We start from the raw sequence: 16,923 nt of genomic DNA on the forward strand, positions 1-16,923 counted from the left end.
TCGGCCTGCTCGGGCGGAGCGCGACAGCTCGGCGTCCAGCGGCGGAGATCCGACGACGATACGTCGCCGGGCGGGCCGGACCGGGGACTGACGCCGCGGAACGGGGCGGGGATCGCTCTCGGCGGTCACACCGACCACGCCGGTGCACTCCCGTCCCGGAGATCGGTGCAAGCACACGTACTGTGACCGGCCAGGCACCGATTGCAGCGATCGGACGGCGCGGCAGCCCGAAACCGGCCCGTCGAGCCGTCATCCTGCCGGAGCAGGACTTCCAGCTCGGCGCGCATCCGGCCCCGGCTGGCACGGAAGGGCAAGGCATATGCAGAGGAACAGCCGGCGACTGCTCGTCGTACCGGTCGCGATCGTGGTGGTCGGCGGGGCCCTCGTCGGCGGCGCGGCCCTGGCCGACATCGGGCCCTTCGCGGCCACCGCCGACGGCGCGCCGGAGACGTCCGGCAGCCCGTCCCCGCAGCCCTCCGACCCCGGAACCGCGACCACGGCGCCGGCGGCGACCACCACCACCGCCCCGGCGGCCCCGACGGCGCCGGAGACCTCCGCCGCACCGACCCCGCCGGCCGGGAAGCCGGTGGACGTGCTCCTCTCCTACGCCGGCTGGGATGCCGGTCGCGGGGTGGTCGAGGCCGCGGCGTCCGTGGCCGGCGTCGTCGAGTCCGGCGGCGTCTGCACGATGACGCTGACCTCCGGCAGCAGCACGTTCGAGACCACGCAGGACGCCCTGGCCGACGCCAGCACCACGCAGTGCGGCGCCCTGACCTATCCGGGCGCGCAGCTCGGCTCCGGGCGCTGGGACGTGACCGTGTCCTACCGCTCCGCCACGTCGTCGGGCGCCTCCGTCGCGACCGCCGTGGAGGTGCCGGCCCGATGAGCGACCGTCCCCTGCCCCGGCACCTCGACCCCCGCCGCCCGGCCGTCGTCCCGCGCAAGCGCCGCTCCTGGCTCGGCCGGCTCCTCCCGGCGCTGGTCGTCCTGGCGGCCGCTGCCTCGGTGCTCACCGTCGGCGGCAGCTCCTCCAGCGGTGTCCAGCAGGCCGCCGAGCTCAGTCAGTTCGACCCCGGCAACATCATCAGCGACGAGGTGTTCTTCTTCGGCGCGGGCATGTCGGTGCCCGACATCCAGGCGTTCATCGACACCAAGGGCGCGACCTGCGTGACGGGGAACGACGGGACCCCGTGCCTGCGGGTCTTCCGCCAGAACACGACCGACCGGCCGTCGGACGCCTACTGCGGGGGCTACGCCGGCGCCGCACAGGAGACCGCGGCGTCGATCATCGCGAAGGTCGCGCTGTCCTGCGGGATCAACCCCAAGGTCCTGCTGGTCATGCTCGAGAAGGAGCGGGGCCTCATCCGGGCGTCCGGCGCCGCGCTGACGTCCGGGGACTACCGGATCGCCATGGGCTACGGCTGCCCGGACACCGCCCCGTGCGATGCGCAGTACTACGGCTTCCAGAATCAGGTCTACATGGCCGCCTGGCAGATGCAGAAGTACGCCAAGAACCCGCAGAACTACGCCTACAAGGCGGGGCGCACCAACAACATCTACTGGCACCCGAACCTGGCCTGCGGAGCTGCGCCGGTCTACATCCAGAACCAGGCCACCGCCGGGCTCTACAACTACACGCCCTACCAGCCCAACAGCGCCGCACTGGGCAACGGCGGGAACACCAGCTGCTCCTCCTACGGCAACCGCAACTTCTGGATGTACTTCACCGACTGGTTCATCTCCACCCAGAGCGACTCCGTGGCCCAGGCCTCTCCGCGCGGGAACCTGGAGGCGCTGACCCTGACGTCGGCGGGGTTCCGTGCCGTCGGCTGGTCCTTCGATCCCGATGCCGCGCAGACGCCGGTCCCGCTCAAGATCCTCGTCGACGGGACGGCCGTCGTGAGCGGCAAGACCGGGCTGCCGAGACCGGACGTGGCCACGGTCTTCGGCCCCGGGGGGGCCAACAGCGGGTACTCCGTCGAGGGGCACCTGAGCCAGGGGCAGCACCAGGTGTGCGTCGTCGCCGACAACGCCGGTGGAAAGGGCGTCCCGATCTCCCTCGGCTGCCGGACGCTGGACTTCACCAACGTGCGCCCGACCGTGACGATCGACGTCCTGGCCGAGCAGCCCGACGGCTCGGTGAAGATCGGCGGCTGGGCGTTCGACGGCGACGGGACGCCGGTGGAGCTGCACGTCTACGACAACGGCAAGGGGCGCAGCTACAGCCCGACGCTGGCGCGGCCGGACGTCTACAGCATGCACGCGGTCGCCGGACCCAACGCCGGGTACGAGATCGACCTCGGGCCGCTCTCGGGGACGCACAACATCTGCGTCTTCGGCGTCGACACCGTCGCCCCGGGCAACAACACGTTGCTGCGCTGCCAGACGTTCAGCTACAAGGCCCCGCTGGGCCGGGTGGACGCCGTGACCGAGACCGCCGCCGGCACGCTGCAGATCAGCGGCTGGGCCTTCGACCCGAGCGTGCCGACGTTCTCCGCCGACACGCACGTCTACGTCAACGGCCGTGGGGTCGCCGTCCGGGCCGATCAGCCCCGGCCGGACATCGCCCGGGCCTTCCCCGGCGCCGGTGAGGCGCACGGTTTCGCCATGGAGGCACCGGCCGTGGCCGGGACCAACGGGGTGTGCGTCTACAGCATCAACTTCGGGATGGCCGGCCCGCACCTGCCGCTCGTCTGCTCGGACTTCCCGTTCCCGTACCAGCCCCCGCTGGCCAACGTGGAACTGATCACCGCCGCAGGTCCGGGCCAGGCCCGCGTCGTGGGCTGGGCGTACGACAACAGCGTGCCGAAGGCGCCGGTGACCATGCACTACTGGGTGGACGGCAAGCCGTTCCAGGCCGCGAACGCGGATCTGGCGCGGACGGACATCACCCGCTTCTACCCGGCGGGCGGGCCCAACCACGGCTTCGACAGCACGCTGACCCTCACCCCGGGGCGGCACACGGTGTGCGTCTTCGTCATCAACAACGGTGTCCCGGGCCCGAACCAGCTCATGCGCTGCGGGGACGTCACCGTCTGACATCCGCGACCGGTGGCACGGACGACCTGCCCCCGCCGACCGGCGGGGGCAGGTCGTTCGGCGCCGCTGGCCGCCCGACGCGCCCGGTACTGTGACCGCCGGGGGCAGGTCCCGGCGGAGTGTCCGGGCGAGCGACTGCAGACCGGCTGCCGGCCGGGTTCCGATCAGAGAGGGCGGGTCAGGACGTGTCCGTTGGGAAACCCGTCGACGTGACGACCGCGACGCCGGTGCGGATCGCGCACCCGGACCCCGGTCAGGGCCGGTACACGCTGCTGCGGGCCGTCGAGTCGACGTACCGCGACGGGGCCGAGGAGACCCTGCTCGACATGGTCCGCGGCTCCGAGGACCTCGGATCGCTCAACGAGGACCTGCACGGCCGGGCCGAGGGATGGGCGCAGCGCTACCACGTCGACCGTCAGCGGGCGAACGTGCTGCGCGCCTTCGAGCTGTCCGGCGCCACCCGGGTGCTGGAGGTCGGCGCCGGGTGCGGGGCGATGAGCCGGTACCTCGCCGAGACCTGCACCGCGGTCGACGCGCTGGAGCCGGTGCAGGCGCGGGCGGCCGTGGCGGCCGCGCGGCTGCGCGACCTGCCGGGCGCCCGGGTGTTCGCCGGGGAGCTGGCCGACCTGCCCGACGAGCCCTCCTACGACCTGATCGTCGTCATCGGCGTCCTCGAGTACGTGGGCGGCGGGACCGCCGTCCGCGCGCCGTACCTGGACTTCCTCGACCAGATCTCCCGGCGGCTGCTGCCCGGCGGGCAGCTGCTCCTCGCCATCGAGAACAAGCTGGGCGTCAAGTACTTCGCCGGCTCGCCGGAGGACCACAGCGACCGCGCCTACGACTCCCTCGAGGGATACCCGGTCGGCTCCCCGGCCCGCACGTTCGACCGCGCCGCCCTCGCTGACCTGTTCCGCGACGCCGGCCTCGCGCCCCGGTTCTTCAGCGCCTTCCCCGACTACAAGCTCACCCGCGCCGTCATGGCCGACGAGCTCATGACCGATCCGTCCGGGCTCGCCGCCCGCCTCCCGCGGTTCCCCAGCCCCGACTGGCAGACCGCGCGCGACTACGGACCGAACGAGGAACTGCTCTGGCGCACGCTCGTCGAGGCCGGGCAGGCGGGCCACTTCGGGAACTCCTTCGTCGTCGTCGCCGAGCCCGGGCCGGCCGCCGCCGAGCTGTGGCCGGCCCGGCGGCAGGCCGCCTTCTACACGACCGAACGACGCCCGGGACGGTCCACCGAGACCGTGGTGGACCGGGAGGACGGCGGGCTCACCCTGCACCGCCGGGTCCTGGGCACGCGCCGCGACGAGGGCGGCCCCACCCACCGGGTGACCGGCGGACCGGTCCTCCCGGGGGTGTCCCTGGTGGAGAGGCTCGCCCTGGACGACGACCCGACGACGGTCGGCGGCCTGCTCAAGGAGTGGCAGCGGCTGGTGGCCGAGTCGGCCCAGGACGCCGACGGCGTGGCGCTCGACCTGGTCCCGCACAACCTGCTGCTGGACGAGTCCGGCCGGCTGGCCTACATCGACGACGAGTGGCGCAGCACCGACTGGTCGCCGGACGACGTGGTGGCGCGTGGGCTCATCTGGCTGGCCGAGCGGCTGTCGGCGACGCCCTCGCCGTGGCAGTCGCGGGCCTCGCGGCGGGCGCTCGCCGACGAGCTGGCGCGGCTGATCGACTTCCCGCCCACCGGGGAGTGGCTGTCGGCCGCCGTGCGGCGCGAGGCCGAGCTCCAGGTGCAGCTGCTCCGCGTCGGCCCCGGGGACCCCCGCTACGCCGGGGAGGTGGACCGGACCGCGGCGGAGCTCGCGCACCTGCAGGAGGCGGCGATGCGCCCGCTGCGGCCGACGGTGAACTCGCTCGTCGCCGAGCGCGAGGCGGCGCGGGCGGAGCTGGCGGCCGTGCGCCGGGACAACGAGGAGCGCCAGGCGGAGATGCGCGAGGACATCACCCGGACGCACGCGGCCCTGGCGGCCGCGCACGAGGAGCTCGGCTCGATCCACGGCTCGCTCGGGTTCCGCGCGGTCGTGGGGCTGCGCAACGGCGTCGACCGGATCGCCCCCGGGGGCACCCGGCGGCGGGCGCTCTACGAGCGGGCGTCGGCCGGCCTGCAGGCGCGTCGTCGTTCCTGACATCCGGCGCCGTCGGTCGCGCCCGTCGCCGTCCGGGGCGAGCTGCGCACGGAAGGTAGAGTCGACGGACGATGCGAGGTAACCGGTCGTGAGCGTCATCGGAGACCTCAAGGACTCCCGCGGGCTCCTGGTCAACCTGACCCTCCGCGAGGTGCGGGGCAAGTACAAGCGCACCCTGCTGGGGCAGGGCTGGTCGCTGCTGAACCCCATCGCCGTCCTGCTGATCTACACGCTGGTGTTCGGCTTCGTGCTGCGCGTCCCGGTGCCGATCGGCGAGAACAGCGGCGTGCAGATCTTCGCCCTCTACCTGGCCTGCGGCCTGATCCCCTGGACCTTCTTCAGCAACTCGGTCACCAGTGGTATGGGGGCGCTGCTCGGCAACGCGAACCTGCTCCGCAAGGTCTACTTCTGGCGACCCACGCTGGTGGTCGCGTCGGTGTTCGCCTGGGACGTCACGTTCGCCATCGAGCTGCTGGTGCTCATGGCGGCGCTGCTCATCGTGGGGTCGATGCCGCTGCCCTGGCTGCCGCTGCTGTTGCTGGCCGTCGTCCTGCTGACCGTCTTCGCCCTCGGCATCGCCCTGATGCTGTCGGTGGCGAACGTGTACTTCCGCGACACCCAGCACTTCGTCAGCATCGGCATGCAGCTGTGGTTCTACGCCACCCCGATCGTCTACCCGTACTCCCTGATCCAGGACCAGGCCGACCGCATGGCGGCCGACGGGAACGGGTTCCCCCTGGAGACGATCTACCGGCTCAACCCGATGGAGCGGTTCGTCAGCGTCTTCCGGTCGATGCTCTACGACAACACCTGGCCGCAGTGGGGCGACGTGCTGTTCTGCGTCGTGGTGGCCGCCGCCTCGCTGGGCATCGGCATCTGGGTCTTCACCCGGAGCCAGCACCGTCTCGTGGAGGAACTGTGAGCGCCGCGCCCGCCGTCGAGGTCGAGGGCGTCGCCAAGCGCTTCCGCATGTACCGGGAGCGCAACCAGTCGCTCAAGGCCGCCCTCATGCGCGGGGGTCGGGCCAGCTTCGACGAGTACTGGGCGCTCAAGGACGTCTCCTTCGAGATCCCCCAGGGCTCCACGTTCGCCCTGATCGGGGAGAACGGCTCCGGCAAGTCCACCCTGCTCAAGTGCATCGCCCGGATCCTCGAGCCGGAGCGGGGACGGATCCGCACGCACGGCTCGGTGGCCGCGCTGCTGGAGCTGGGCTCGGGCTTCCACCCGGAGCTCTCCGGCCGGGAGAACGTCTTCCTCAACGGCTCGATCCTCGGGATGACCAAGCGCGAGCTGGAGCGGAAGTTCGACGAGATCGTCGACTTCGCCGGCATCGAGCCGTTCATCGACCAGCCGGTCAAGAACTACTCGTCGGGCATGTACATGCGCCTGGGCTTCTCGGTGGCGATCAACGTCGACCCCGACATCCTGCTGGTCGACGAGGTCCTCGCGGTCGGGGACGCGGCGTTCCAGGAGAAGTGCATGGAGAAGTTCGTGGACTTCCGCCGTGCCGGCAAGACGGTCGTCATCGTCAGCCACGCCATGGGCTCGATGCGCACGCTGTGCGACCAGGCCGCCTGGCTGGACCGCGGCAGCCTGCTGGACATCGGGCGGGCGGACGCGATCGTGGACCGCTACGTCGACAAGGGCCACGAGAAGGGCGTCGCACCGGGGACGGCCGGTGGCGCGAACGCCGAGGCGCGCGTCGGCTCGGGCGAGGCGCGGCTGACCACCGTGGAGATGCTGGACGCGTCGGGGACGCCGGCCACCTCGTTCCGGACCGGCGACCCGGTCACGGTGCGCGTGGGCTACGAGTGCACCGAGCGGGTCGAGCAGCCGGCGTTCGCCCTCGCCATGGACACCGTCGACGGGATGCGCTTCTGGGCGCACCACACCCGCGACGGCGGGCTGGAGCTGCCCTTCATCGAGGGCACCGGCCACGTCGACCTGGTGATCCCCGCCCTGGCGCTGCAGCCGTACACCATCGACCTCAGCGCGCGGATCCTCGACCACACGCTGACCCACACCTACGACTTCCGGCGGCACTGCTACCGGTTCGTCGTCGAGACCGGCGACCACCGGGAGTCCGGCGGGGTGGTGGCCCTCGGCGGTCGCTGGACCGCCGACCTGCCGGCGTCCGCGTCGGAGACCGCCGTCTGATGGAGGCCACCGCCTGATGCCCGTGGAGCCGCTCGTCTCCGTCGTCCTCGTGAACTACAAGGGCGCCGACGACACGATCACCTGCCTGAAGTCCTTCCAGCAGGTCGACTGGCCCGCCGAGTCCCTCGAGCTGATCGTCGTGGACAACGACTCCGGCGGGGACGACGCCGAACGGATCCGCCGCGAGGTGCCGTCGGCCGTCGTCGTCGAGGCCGGCGACAACACCGGCTTCGCCGGCGGCTGCAACACCGGTGTGCGGCACGCCCGCGGCGAGATCGTCGGCTTCATCAACAACGACGCGCGGCCGGCTCCGCAGTGGATCCGGGCGGCCGTGGACGTGCTGGCGCACGACCGGTCGGTGGCGTCGGTGGCCAGCAAGGTCCTCGACTGGGACGGCACCCACATCGACTACGTCGACGGCTCGCTGACCTGGTTCGGCATGGGCTACAAGCGCGAGGTCGAACGTCCCGACACCGGGGAGTGGGACACCCCGCACGACGTCCTGTTCGGCACCGGGGCGGCGATGTTCGTCCGGAAGGACGTCTACGAGACCGTCGGCGGGTTCGACGAGCGCTTTTTCATGTTCTACGAGGACGTCGACCTCGGGTGGCGGCTCAACCTGCTCGGCTGGCGGGTGCGGTACGAGCCCACGTCCGTGGCGTTCCACAAGCACCACGCCTCGATGAACAAGTTCGGCAGCTACCGGGAGACGTTCCTCCTCGAGCGCAACGCCCTGTTCAGCATGATCAAGAACTACGGCGACGTGGCCCTGGCGAAGACCCTCGCCCCGGCCCTGCTGCTGGCCGTGACCCGGGCGGTGGAGCGCGGCGAGATCGACCCGGGCGCCCTGGACCTGAAGCGGTCGCCCGGCGGCGACGACGTCGGCGAGATGCCCGTACCGAAGGTGACGATGGCCGGGCTCCTGGCCATCGCCGACGCGGCCACCGACATCGACGGGCTGTGGGCCGAGCGCGACCGGCTGCAGGCCCAGCGCCGCCGAAGCGACCTCGAGCTGGCCCCGCTGTTCCGCCAGGCCATCGAGCCGGCCTTCCCGCTGCCCCGGTACCTGAAGGCCCACGGCGAGCTGGTGGACCTGTTCGGCATCGGCGAGCTGTTCGCCACCCGCCGCCGGATCGTGGTGATCACCGGCGACCCGCTCGCCGCGAAGATGGCCGGGCCGGCCATGCGTGCGTGGGCCATCTCGGAGCACCTGGCGGAGGAGCACGACGTCCGCCTGGTCTCGACCAGCTCGGCGAGCATCACGCACCCGAAGGTGTCGGTGTCGGCGGTCTCCACCCCCGACCAGCTGCGGCCGCACGAGGCGTGGGCCGACATCATCGTGTTCCAGGGCTTCGCGATGGCCTCCGCCCCGTGGCTGGCCCGCTCCGGCAAGATCATCGTCTGCGACATCTACGACCCCATGCACCTGGAGCAGCTCGAGCAGACGCGCGGCCAGGAAGGCGACCAGCGCACCCGCGACGTCGCCAACACCACGACCGTGCTGAACCAGCAGCTGGCCCGGGGCGACTTCTTCCTGTGCGCCAGCGAGAAGCAGCGGCACTTCTGGCTCGGGCAGATGGCCGGGGTCGGGCGGCTCAACCCGTCGAACTACGACGCCGACTCCTCGCTGAACTCGCTTCTCGCCGTGGTCCCGTTCGGGCTGAGCTCGGTCCCGCCGCGGCGCACCCGGCCCGCGATCAAGGGCGTGGTCCCGGGCATCAGCGAGAGCGACAAGGTCGTCATCTGGGCCGGCGGCGTCTACAACTGGTTCGACCCGCTGACCCTGGTGCGCGCCGTCGACCAGCTGCGCCACCGGCGGCCCGATCTCCGGATGTTCTTCCTCGGCATGCGCAATCCCAACCCGCACGTGCCCGAGATGCGGATGGCCGCGGCCACCCGCGAGCTGTCGGACTCCCTCGGGCTCACCGGCACGCACGTGTTTTTCAACGAGGAATGGGTCGACATCGACGACCGGCAGAACTACCTGCTGGACGCCGACGTCGGGGTCAGCACGCACTTCCAGCACGTGGAGACCACCTTCGCGTTCCGCACCCGGATGCTGGACTACCTCTGGGCGGACCTGCCCATCGTGGCCACGGGCGGCGACACGTTCGGCGACCTGATCGCCGCCGAGGGGCTCGGCGTGACGGTGGGGGAGCAGGACGTCGACGCCCTCGCCGAGGCGCTGGAGCGGACCCTCTACGACGAGGAGTTCGCCGCCTCCTGCCGGCAGGCCGTCGACCGGGTGCGCGGCGAGTACTCGTGGGAGACGGCGCTGCGCCCGCTGATGGAGTTCTGCCGGGCGCCGCGCCGCGCGCCGGACCTCCAGGTCCCCGACGCCAAGGGCCGGGAGCGGTCGCTGGTGCCCGGCCGGCTCCTCGACACCGGCTACCAGCCGTCCCTGCGCGGCGATGCCGGCCTGGTCCGGCAGTACCTGGCCGAGGGCGGGCCGACCGAGCTGGCCCGGCGGGTCGTCGGCCGGGTCCGCCGCCGGACCGTCGAGCGGCTGCGCGGCGGGAGCTGACCGGCTCCTCGCTCAGTCCTCGACGAGCAGGCCGGCGGTGACCCGGGGCGGCACCGCCGCGGTGCGCCGCAGCGCCCGCCGCCGGCGCAGCATGCGGGGGAGCAGCCGGAGGAACGAGCCGTAGGCCCGCAGCCGCGTGGTGGTCATCGCGCGGCCGGGCCCCTCGTGCACGGTCAGCGAGGCCACCGTCAGCGGGTAGCGCAGCGCCGCCCGCCAGGCGAGCGCCGCCGGCGCGTTCTTCGCCAGCACCAGCAGCCGGTTGCGGTCGTCGTGGAAGCGGAACAGCCGGGAGCGGAGGTCGCTGCTCGCCCCGTGGGCGTGGCGGACGACGGACGACGGCTCGTAGCGCACCGTCCACCCCGCGGCGCGCAGCCGCCAGGACAGGTCGGTGTCCTCGTAGTAGAGGAAGAGGTCCGGGTCGAAGTTCCCCACCTCGGCCACGGCGTCCATCCGCAGCAGCACGGCCGCGCCGCAGAACGCGAACACCTCCGGCGGCGGCTCGTCCCCGCCGTCCGGCCGCAGCCAGCCGCGGTCCCGCCCGTAGCCGCCGCGCGTCACCTCGTTGCCGGTGGAGTTCACCAGGTCGACGGGGCCCGCCGGGTCCGGCCGGTAGACGCCCGCCGCGGTGACGACGTCCCCGGCCGCGGGTGCTCCGGCGGTGGCCGGGGACAGCAGCCGGAAGCGCGGGCGCAGCAGCACCTTGGCGGTGACCGCGGCGACGCGCCCGGCGTCCGGGGCCTCGACCGCCCGCACCAGCGCACCCAGGAAGTCCGGCTCGGGGACCGCGTCGTTGTTGAGCAGAACCGCGTACGGGGTGCGCACCTGGGCGAGGCCCAGGTGGGCGCCGCCGGCGAACCCCGTGTTGACCGGCGAGGTCAGCACCTCGACGTCGGGGTGGGCGCGGGCCAGGTGCGCGAGCGTGCCGTCGGTCGAGGCGTTGTCGACGACGAGGACGCGCCACAGCGCCGGGTCGAGCCGCTGGCGGGCCAGGCCGCCCAGGCAGTCGTCGAGCAGGTGCACGCCGTTCCAGGTGACCACCACGACGGTGACCAGCGGCCGTGCCGCCTCGGTCACGCCCGCGACCGCTCGTAGGCGCCGACCGTCCGGCGGGCGCACTCGGTCCAGGTGTGCCCGACCGCCCACTCCCGGGCGGCGGCCACGCTCCCGGGCCGGCGCGGGGGGAGGGCCAGCAGCGCAGCGGCCCACGCGTCCACGTCGGTGGGCGGCACCAGCCGGGCGTGGCCCCCCGCGACCTCCCGGTGCACCGGCAGGTCGCTGGCGAGGACCGGGGTGCCGGCCGCCATCGCCTCCAGCACGGGCAGGCCGAACCCCTCGTAGTGCGACGGGAGCGCCGCGGCGGCCGCACGGGCGACCAGGGCGCGCAGGTCGCCCGGGTCCAGCCAGCCGGTGAGGTGGACGCCGGGGCGTGCGGGCAGCTCCGGGCCCCAGCCGACCGGGCCGGCGATGACCAGGTCGGGCACCTCGCCCGCCGCCCGGGCCCGGGCGTGCGCGTCGAGCAGGGTGGTCAGGTTCTTCCGGGGCTCGCGGGTGCCGGTGAACAGGACGAACCGGCCCGGCAGCCCCCGGGAGGTGAGCCACGCGTCGTCGGCCGGCACCGCCTGCGCCCATGCCGGGTCGACGCCCAGGGGGGTGGCGACCACCCGCTCCGCCGGCAGCCCGTAGGCCTCCCGGACCTCGTCGGCGACCGCCCGGCTGGGGGTGACGACGATCGCGGCCGTGTTCCGCAGCGCGCGGGGCACCAGGTCGGTGTACCGCGCCACGGCCGGGGTGACCCACTGCGGGTGACGCAGGTAGGTGAGGTCGTGGACCGTGACCACCGACCGCGCCCGCAGCGACGGGGGCGCCACGAAGTTCGTGGCGTGGAAGACGTCGACGTTCCCGGCGAAGACCTCCACCGGGGGCAGCGGGGTCCGCGCCCACGCGGCCTGCAGCAGCCGTGCGGGCGCGGGCACGTGTCGCCAGGTCACCGCGCTGGGCAGGCCGTCCGGCCGGCCGCCGGCCCGCAGGGTGAACGGCACCGCGCGGGGCCGGTGCCCGAGGTCGGCGAGCCCGGCCAGCAGGCCGCGCACGTACGTCCCGACTCCCGTTGCGGTCCCCAGCAGGGGGGTCCCGTCCACCGCGATCCTCATCGGCACCATCTCAGCACGGGTGCCCGCCGCCGCCGTCTAGGGTCGGGGCCGTGCGGGTCGCGGTGGTCCTCGAGCAGTGCCTCGCCCCCGTTCCGGGCGGGACGGGCCGCTACTCGGCCGAGGTCGCCGCCGCCCTGGCCGGCCGCCCGGACCTGGCCGTGTCCGGCTGGGTGGCCTGGCACCGCCGTCCCGGGGCCGCCCGGCCGGCCGGCGTGGACGGCCCGCACCGGCTGCCGCTGCCCCGCCGGCCGCTGATCGCCGCCTGGGAGCGTGGCGTGGGTCCGGCGCCCGGGGGCCGGCCGGACGTCGTGCACGCCCCGACCCTGCTCGTGCCGCCCCGGCGCGGGCGGCCCCTGGTGGCCACGATCCACGACGCCGTGCCCTGGACCCACCCGGAGACGCTGACCCCACGCGGCGTCCGCTGGCATCGCACGATGGCCGAGCGGGTGGCGCGCACGGCCGACGCCGTCGTGGTGCCCACCCGGGCGGTCGCCGACGCGCTCCGGGAGCACGTCCGTCCCCGTCGCGTCGAGGTGATCGGGGAGGGCGGGACGGCGGCGCTGCTGGCCCCGCCACCGGACGCCGCCGCCCGAGCGCAGCGGCTGGCGCTGCCCGCGTCCGGCTACCTGCTCAGCCTCGCGACGATCGAGCCGCGCAAGGGGCTGGACGTGCTGCTCGCCGCCCTGGCGGATCCGGCGGCACCGGACCTGCCGCTGGTGGTCGTGGGCCAGCCGGGCTGGGGCGGGGTGGACCCGGACGAGGTCGCGGCCGGACTGGGCCTGCCGGCGGGGCGGGTGCGGGTCATGGGCAGGCTCTCCGACACCGATCTCAGCGTGGCGCTCGCCGGCGCCACGGCGCTCGTGGTGCCCAGCCGGGCCGAGGGCTTCGGGCTCCCCGTCGTCGAGGGCATGGCGGCGGGCGTGCCGGTGGTCACCTCGGCCGACCCCGCGCTGGTCGAGGTCGGCGGGGCCGCCACCCGGATCGCCGCGACCGGCGACGCGGCGGAGCTCGCCCGGGTGCTGCGGGCCGTCGTCGACGACCCGGGGGAGCGGGCCCGCATGTCCGCGGAGGGGCGGCGGCGTGCCTCGCTGTTCACCTGGGCGGCGGCTGCGGTAGAACTGGAGAGCCTCTACCGCGACCTGTGCGGCGCGGACCGGCCCGGCTGACCGGGCCGGGGACCGGACGGGCATCCTCGCCGTACCGCGGCACACGACGGCCCGCTGACCGGTGCACGACGCCGGGCCGGTGGCCGCGCCTCATCCTCGTTGGGAGCCCTGGGTGTCCGTCCCGCTGCTCGACCGGCCGCCGGACGCCGGTGGTCCTGCCGGGCGTGCTCCCCTCCGGCGCGCGCGGCTGGTCGCGTTCGCCGACCTCACCGTGCTCTCCGGCGTGGCCGTCTTCGCCGGCTGGTGCGTCTGCTACCTGGTCGCGCTCGCCGGCGTCGCGCCGTCGTCGGTCGCCTTCTGGACCTGGCTGGCGACGGCGCCGCTCGTGGTGGCGGCCACGGTCCGGTGGCTGCGACCGGTGCTCGCCGGCATCCCCGCGGCCTCGCCGTGGCCCCCGCTGGCGCTCGCCCTGGGCGCGGCCGTCGGGTCCCTTCTCGTCGTCCGCCCCGACCTCGACGACGCGTCCTACGTCGTCCGCAGCACGTGGATCGCCGCGCACGGCGACGTGCGGGTCGGCGACGTCCTCTTCTCCGACGGGGCGTGGCCCGGGCTGGCCGCCCAGACGCCCTACCTGCCGTCGATCGAGGCGCTGCTGGGCTGGGTGGCGCGGGTCTCCGGGCTCAGCGCGGGCACCGTGGTGTACGTCCTGTTCCCGCCCGTCGTGGCCGCGGGCGCCGTCTGGGCGCTGTGGATGCTGCTGCGGGCCTGGGGCGTCCGCCGGCCGGGGGCGTGCCTGGCCCTGGCGGGGGTCTTCCTGGTGTTCGGCGGGGCGACCGCCGCGTCCTGGGGCAACCTGCACCTGGGGCGGATCTGGCAGGGGAAGGTGGTCTTCCTCGCGCTGGTCGTCCCGCTGCTCTACGCCGTCGTGGCGGCGCTCTGGAAGGTGGAGGGGGAGCGGGCCCGGCGAGCGGCGCTGCTGGTCACCGCCCTGCTGGGGGTGGCCTCGGTCGGGCTGACCCCCGCCGCCATCTTCGTCGTCCCCGGCGTGGTGCTGGTCGCGCTGGTCCCCGGGCTGCTGGCCCGGCGCCCGGCTCTGGCGGGAGCGGCGTTCGCCGCCGGTGCCGGCCCCGCGCTGGCCGCCGGTGCGGTGACCGTCCTCGCCGGCGAGGCGCGCGGCATCGGCCTGGTGGACGCGGCCGCGGCGGGCCCCTGGGCGAAGGTGCTGGGGACCGGGATCCCGGCGGCCGTCGTCGTCGTCGCGGCCGTGGTGGTGCTGCTCGGCGGTCTCTGGCCGCGCTGGTGGTCCGGCGCGGACGCCGCCGGCAGGTGGACCGCGGCGGCGGCCGTCGGCGCCGGCCTGCTGATCGCCGTGCCGGTCCTGTACGACGTCGCCGTCGCGGTCATGGGCACCGACGCGATCGCCTGGCGGCTGACCTGGATCGTGCCCGTGCCCGCGCTGGTCGGCATGCTCGCGGCGATCCCGGGCGGGCCGCGGCGGCTGCCCCTCGGGGTGCCGGTCGCGGTCGTCGTCGCGGGCGCTCTCGTCTGGGGCGGGGTGCCGCTGTGGAGCACCACCAACGGCGCCCGGCTCGCTCCCGCCGAGTGGAAGATCTCCCCGGCCCATCTCAAGATGGCCCGGTGGGTCGCGGCCCAGGAGCCGGCGGGCAGGGTGGCCGCGCCCGTGGAGTCCACCGCCGCGCTCGGCGTCGTCACCGCCGACGTCCGCCGGGTCGGCTCGCGGCCGGCGTACATGGCCGACTACGCGGACCTCCCCGGGGCGCAGATGGCGGAGCGGGGCGTGCTGCAGCGGTTGGCGGACGGCGGTGCGGCGCCCGCCGACCTGGCCGCCGCGCCCGCCGCGCTGACCGCCCTCGACGTGCAGATCGTCTGCACGTTCGCCGATGCGGTCCCGCTGCTGGACCTGCTGGGCGCCGAGGGCTACGAGCAGCGGTTCTCCAACGGCGCCCTGACCTGCGTCGAGCGCCGGGCGGCGGGGTGACTCAGGCGGGCGGGCCGGACTCCGAGAGCAGCCGCAGCAGGTAGTCGCCGTACCCGCTCTTCTGCAGCGGCCGGGCGAGGGCCGCGAGCTGGTCGTCGTCGATGAAGCCGCGACGCCAGGCGATCTCCTCGATGCAGCCGATCTTCCAGCCCTGCCGCTCCTCGACGACCTGCACGAACTCGGCCGCCTGCATCATCGACACGTGCGTGCCGGTGTCGAGCCACGCGGTGCCGCGGGGGAGCACGGTGACCGTCAGCTGCCCGCGCCGCAGGTACTCGTCGTTGACGGCGGTGATCTCCAGCTCGCCGCGGGCGCTCGGCTGGATCTTGGCGGCGATGTCGACCACCTGGTTGTCGTAGAAGTACAGCCCGGGCACCGCGTAGTTGCTCTTGGGCTCGGCCGGCTTCTCCTCGATGGAGATGACCCGGCCGGCCGCGTCGAACTCCACGACGCCGTAGTCGGTGGGGTTGGCCACGTGGTAGGCGAAGACGTGCCCGCCCTGGGGGTCGGTGTTCGCGCGGAGGCTCTCGCCCAGCCCCGTCCCGTAGAAGATGTTGTCGCCCAGGACGAGGGCGACCGGCTGGTCGCCGATGAACTCCGCCCCGATGACGAACGCCTGGGCCAGGCCCTCGGGGCGCGGCTGGACGGCGTAGCTGATCTCGATGCCGACGTCCGAGCCGTCGCCGAGCAGCCGCTGGAAGCCCGCCTGGTCCTCCGGCGTGGTGATGACCAGGACCTCGCGGATCCCCGCATTCATCAGCAGGGACAGCGGGTAGTAGACCATCGGCTTGTCGTAGATCGGCATCAGCTGCTTGCTGATCGCCTTGGTGATCGGGTAGAGCCGCGTCCCGCTGCCGCCGGCCAAGATGATCCCTCGCATCGGCTCAGCCTATCGGCGCCGCCGGCCGGCTACTTGATCCGACGGTAGGCGGCCAGGATGAGCGCGTTGTGGGCCTTGTGCGCGGCGGACAGCGCCCGCGAGGAGGTGTGCCGGCGGAACGTCAGGTAGTCCTCGTCGAGCATCTGCTCGTAGAGGCTGCCGCTCTTGGACGCGTCGTGGATCCGGAAGCCGCACATCGGCCGGTCGATCTTCCCGGGGCGCCCGGTGGTGAGGAGCCGCAGCCACCAGTCGTAGTCCATCGTGTAGTGCAGCGACTCGTCGAGGTAGCCGAGCTCGTCGTGGACGGAGCGGCGCCAGAACGTGGCCGGCTGCACGATGCCGTTGGCCAGGCCGAGGTACGCCGAGGGCCCGAACCGGCGCAGGACCTGCTTGTAGGTGCGCACCGGGCGCTGGATGGGCGTGCCGTCGACGTCGACGATCACGCCGTCGCCGGTGACCCAGGTGGCCTCGGGGTGGGCCGCGAAGTACTCGCCCACGGCCTGCAGGGCACCGGGCAGCAGGTAGTCGTCGGAGTTCAGCCAGCAGATGACGTCGCCGGTCGCCCGCCGCAGCCCCTTGTTGATGGCCTCGGTCTGGCCCGAGTCGGCCTCCGAGACGACGACGAGGTCGTCGCCGTACCGCTTCAGCACCTCGAGGGTGTCGTCGGTGGACAGCCCGTCGTAGACGATGTGCTCCAGGTTCGGGTAGTGCTGGTCGCGGACCGAGTCCACGGCCTGCTCGATGAACCGGGCCTGGTTGAACGTGGGGGTCACGACGCTGATCGACGGAAGCACCTGAGAACCTGCCTGTGCGTTGCGGGAGGGGCGGGCCGCCCCGGGCGGGTGCGCCCGGGAGGCCCCGGAAGTCTCCCAGACGGAGGGTCGGGGCACCGCCCGGAGGCGGCCGCGCGGGCGGCTGTGCGCGGCCGCTGGGGCG

The 16,923-nt window shown here is 73.8% G+C and carries 12 protein-coding genes; 8 read left to right on the plus strand and 4 right to left on the minus strand.

The genetic code is table 11. The features are described 5' to 3' along the window. The first annotated feature begins 319 nt into the window (after positions 1 to 319). The 6 genes from BM142_RS01875 to BM142_RS01900 all read left to right on the plus strand — a co-directional run bounded on the left by BM142_RS01875 (position 320) and on the right by BM142_RS01900 (position 9,852). Positions 320 to 886, plus strand: a complete 567-nt coding sequence (locus BM142_RS01875) for a hypothetical protein (RefSeq protein WP_092195051.1) — start codon at positions 320 to 322, stop codon at positions 884 to 886. Further along, positions 883 to 3,039, plus strand: coding sequence for a hypothetical protein (locus BM142_RS01880; RefSeq protein WP_092195052.1), 2,157 nt, complete (start codon positions 883 to 885; stop codon positions 3,037 to 3,039). Before BM142_RS01875 ends, BM142_RS01880 begins: the two co-directional genes overlap by 4 nt. Positions 3,040 to 3,248: 209 nt before the next feature. Continuing rightward, positions 3,249 to 5,171 (plus strand): SAM-dependent methyltransferase, encoded by a 1,923-nt coding sequence (locus BM142_RS01885; RefSeq protein WP_092195053.1) that lies wholly within the window; start codon positions 3,249 to 3,251, stop codon positions 5,169 to 5,171. Positions 5,172 to 5,259: 88 nt separating this feature from the next. Further along, positions 5,260 to 6,093, plus strand: a complete 834-nt coding sequence (locus BM142_RS01890) for an ABC transporter permease (RefSeq protein WP_092195054.1) — start codon at positions 5,260 to 5,262, stop codon at positions 6,091 to 6,093. Next, positions 6,090 to 7,328, plus strand: coding sequence for an ABC transporter ATP-binding protein (locus tag BM142_RS01895; protein ID WP_092195055.1), 1,239 nt, complete (start codon positions 6,090 to 6,092; stop codon positions 7,326 to 7,328). The genes BM142_RS01890 and BM142_RS01895 overlap by 4 nt, the downstream gene beginning before the upstream one ends. Before the next feature lie 16 nt (positions 7,329 to 7,344). Next, complete coding sequence (locus BM142_RS01900) at positions 7,345 to 9,852, plus strand: glycosyltransferase (RefSeq protein WP_175527040.1); 2,508 nt, start codon at positions 7,345 to 7,347, stop codon at positions 9,850 to 9,852. A gap of 12 nt (positions 9,853 to 9,864) precedes the next feature. Here the strand turns inward: BM142_RS01900 and BM142_RS01905 are convergent, their stop codons facing one another. Beyond that, on the minus strand, positions 9,865 to 10,926 hold the full coding sequence (locus BM142_RS01905; protein ID WP_175527041.1) for a glycosyltransferase family 2 protein: 1,062 nt from the start codon (positions 10,924 to 10,926) through the stop codon (positions 9,865 to 9,867). Next, complete coding sequence (locus BM142_RS01910; RefSeq protein ID WP_217640519.1) at positions 10,923 to 11,990, minus strand: glycosyltransferase family 4 protein; 1,068 nt, start codon at positions 11,988 to 11,990, stop codon at positions 10,923 to 10,925. Before BM142_RS01910 ends, BM142_RS01905 begins: the two co-directional genes overlap by 4 nt. 62 nt (positions 11,991 to 12,052) lie before the next feature. On the opposite strand from BM142_RS01910, the gene BM142_RS01915 reads away from it, so the two are divergent. Further along, on the plus strand, positions 12,053 to 13,168 hold the full coding sequence (locus BM142_RS01915; protein WP_092195058.1) for a glycosyltransferase family 4 protein: 1,116 nt from the start codon (positions 12,053 to 12,055) through the stop codon (positions 13,166 to 13,168). A 112-nt stretch (positions 13,169 to 13,280) separates the two neighbouring features. Next, positions 13,281 to 15,107, plus strand: coding sequence for a DUF6077 domain-containing protein (locus BM142_RS01920; protein ID WP_092195059.1), 1,827 nt, complete (start codon positions 13,281 to 13,283; stop codon positions 15,105 to 15,107). A gap of 1 nt (position 15,108) precedes the next feature. On the opposite strand, the gene rfbA is transcribed toward BM142_RS01920, so the two are convergent. Both rfbA and BM142_RS01930 read right to left on the minus strand, forming a co-directional pair. Then, positions 15,109 to 15,987, minus strand: coding sequence for a glucose-1-phosphate thymidylyltransferase RfbA (gene rfbA, locus BM142_RS01925; RefSeq protein ID WP_092195060.1), 879 nt, complete (start codon positions 15,985 to 15,987; stop codon positions 15,109 to 15,111). 29 nt (positions 15,988 to 16,016) lie between these two features. Continuing rightward, positions 16,017 to 16,877: a glycosyltransferase family 2 protein gene (locus BM142_RS01930; protein WP_335340764.1), complete on the minus strand. Its 861-nt coding sequence runs from the start codon at positions 16,875 to 16,877 to the stop codon at positions 16,017 to 16,019. Between the last annotated feature and the right edge of the window lie 46 nt (positions 16,878 to 16,923).

The organism is Blastococcus tunisiensis (assembly GCF_900112815.1).
GTDB lineage: Bacteria > Actinomycetota > Actinomycetes > Mycobacteriales > Geodermatophilaceae > Blastococcus_B > Blastococcus_B tunisiensis.

Excerpts from the sequence above, each read along its gene's own strand:
- BM142_RS01900 (WP_175527040.1), top strand. The coding sequence starts at position 7,345 with ATGCCCGTGGAGCCGCTCGTCTCCGTCGTCCTCGTGAACTACAAGGGC.
- BM142_RS01875 (WP_092195051.1), top strand. The coding sequence starts at position 320 with ATGCAGAGGAACAGCCGGCGACTGCTCGTCGTACCGGTCGCGATCGTG.
- BM142_RS01880 (WP_092195052.1), top strand. The coding sequence starts at position 883 with ATGAGCGACCGTCCCCTGCCCCGGCACCTCGACCCCCGCCGCCCGGCC.
- rfbA (WP_092195060.1), bottom strand. The coding sequence starts at position 15,987 with ATGCGAGGGATCATCTTGGCCGGCGGCAGCGGGACGCGGCTCTACCCG.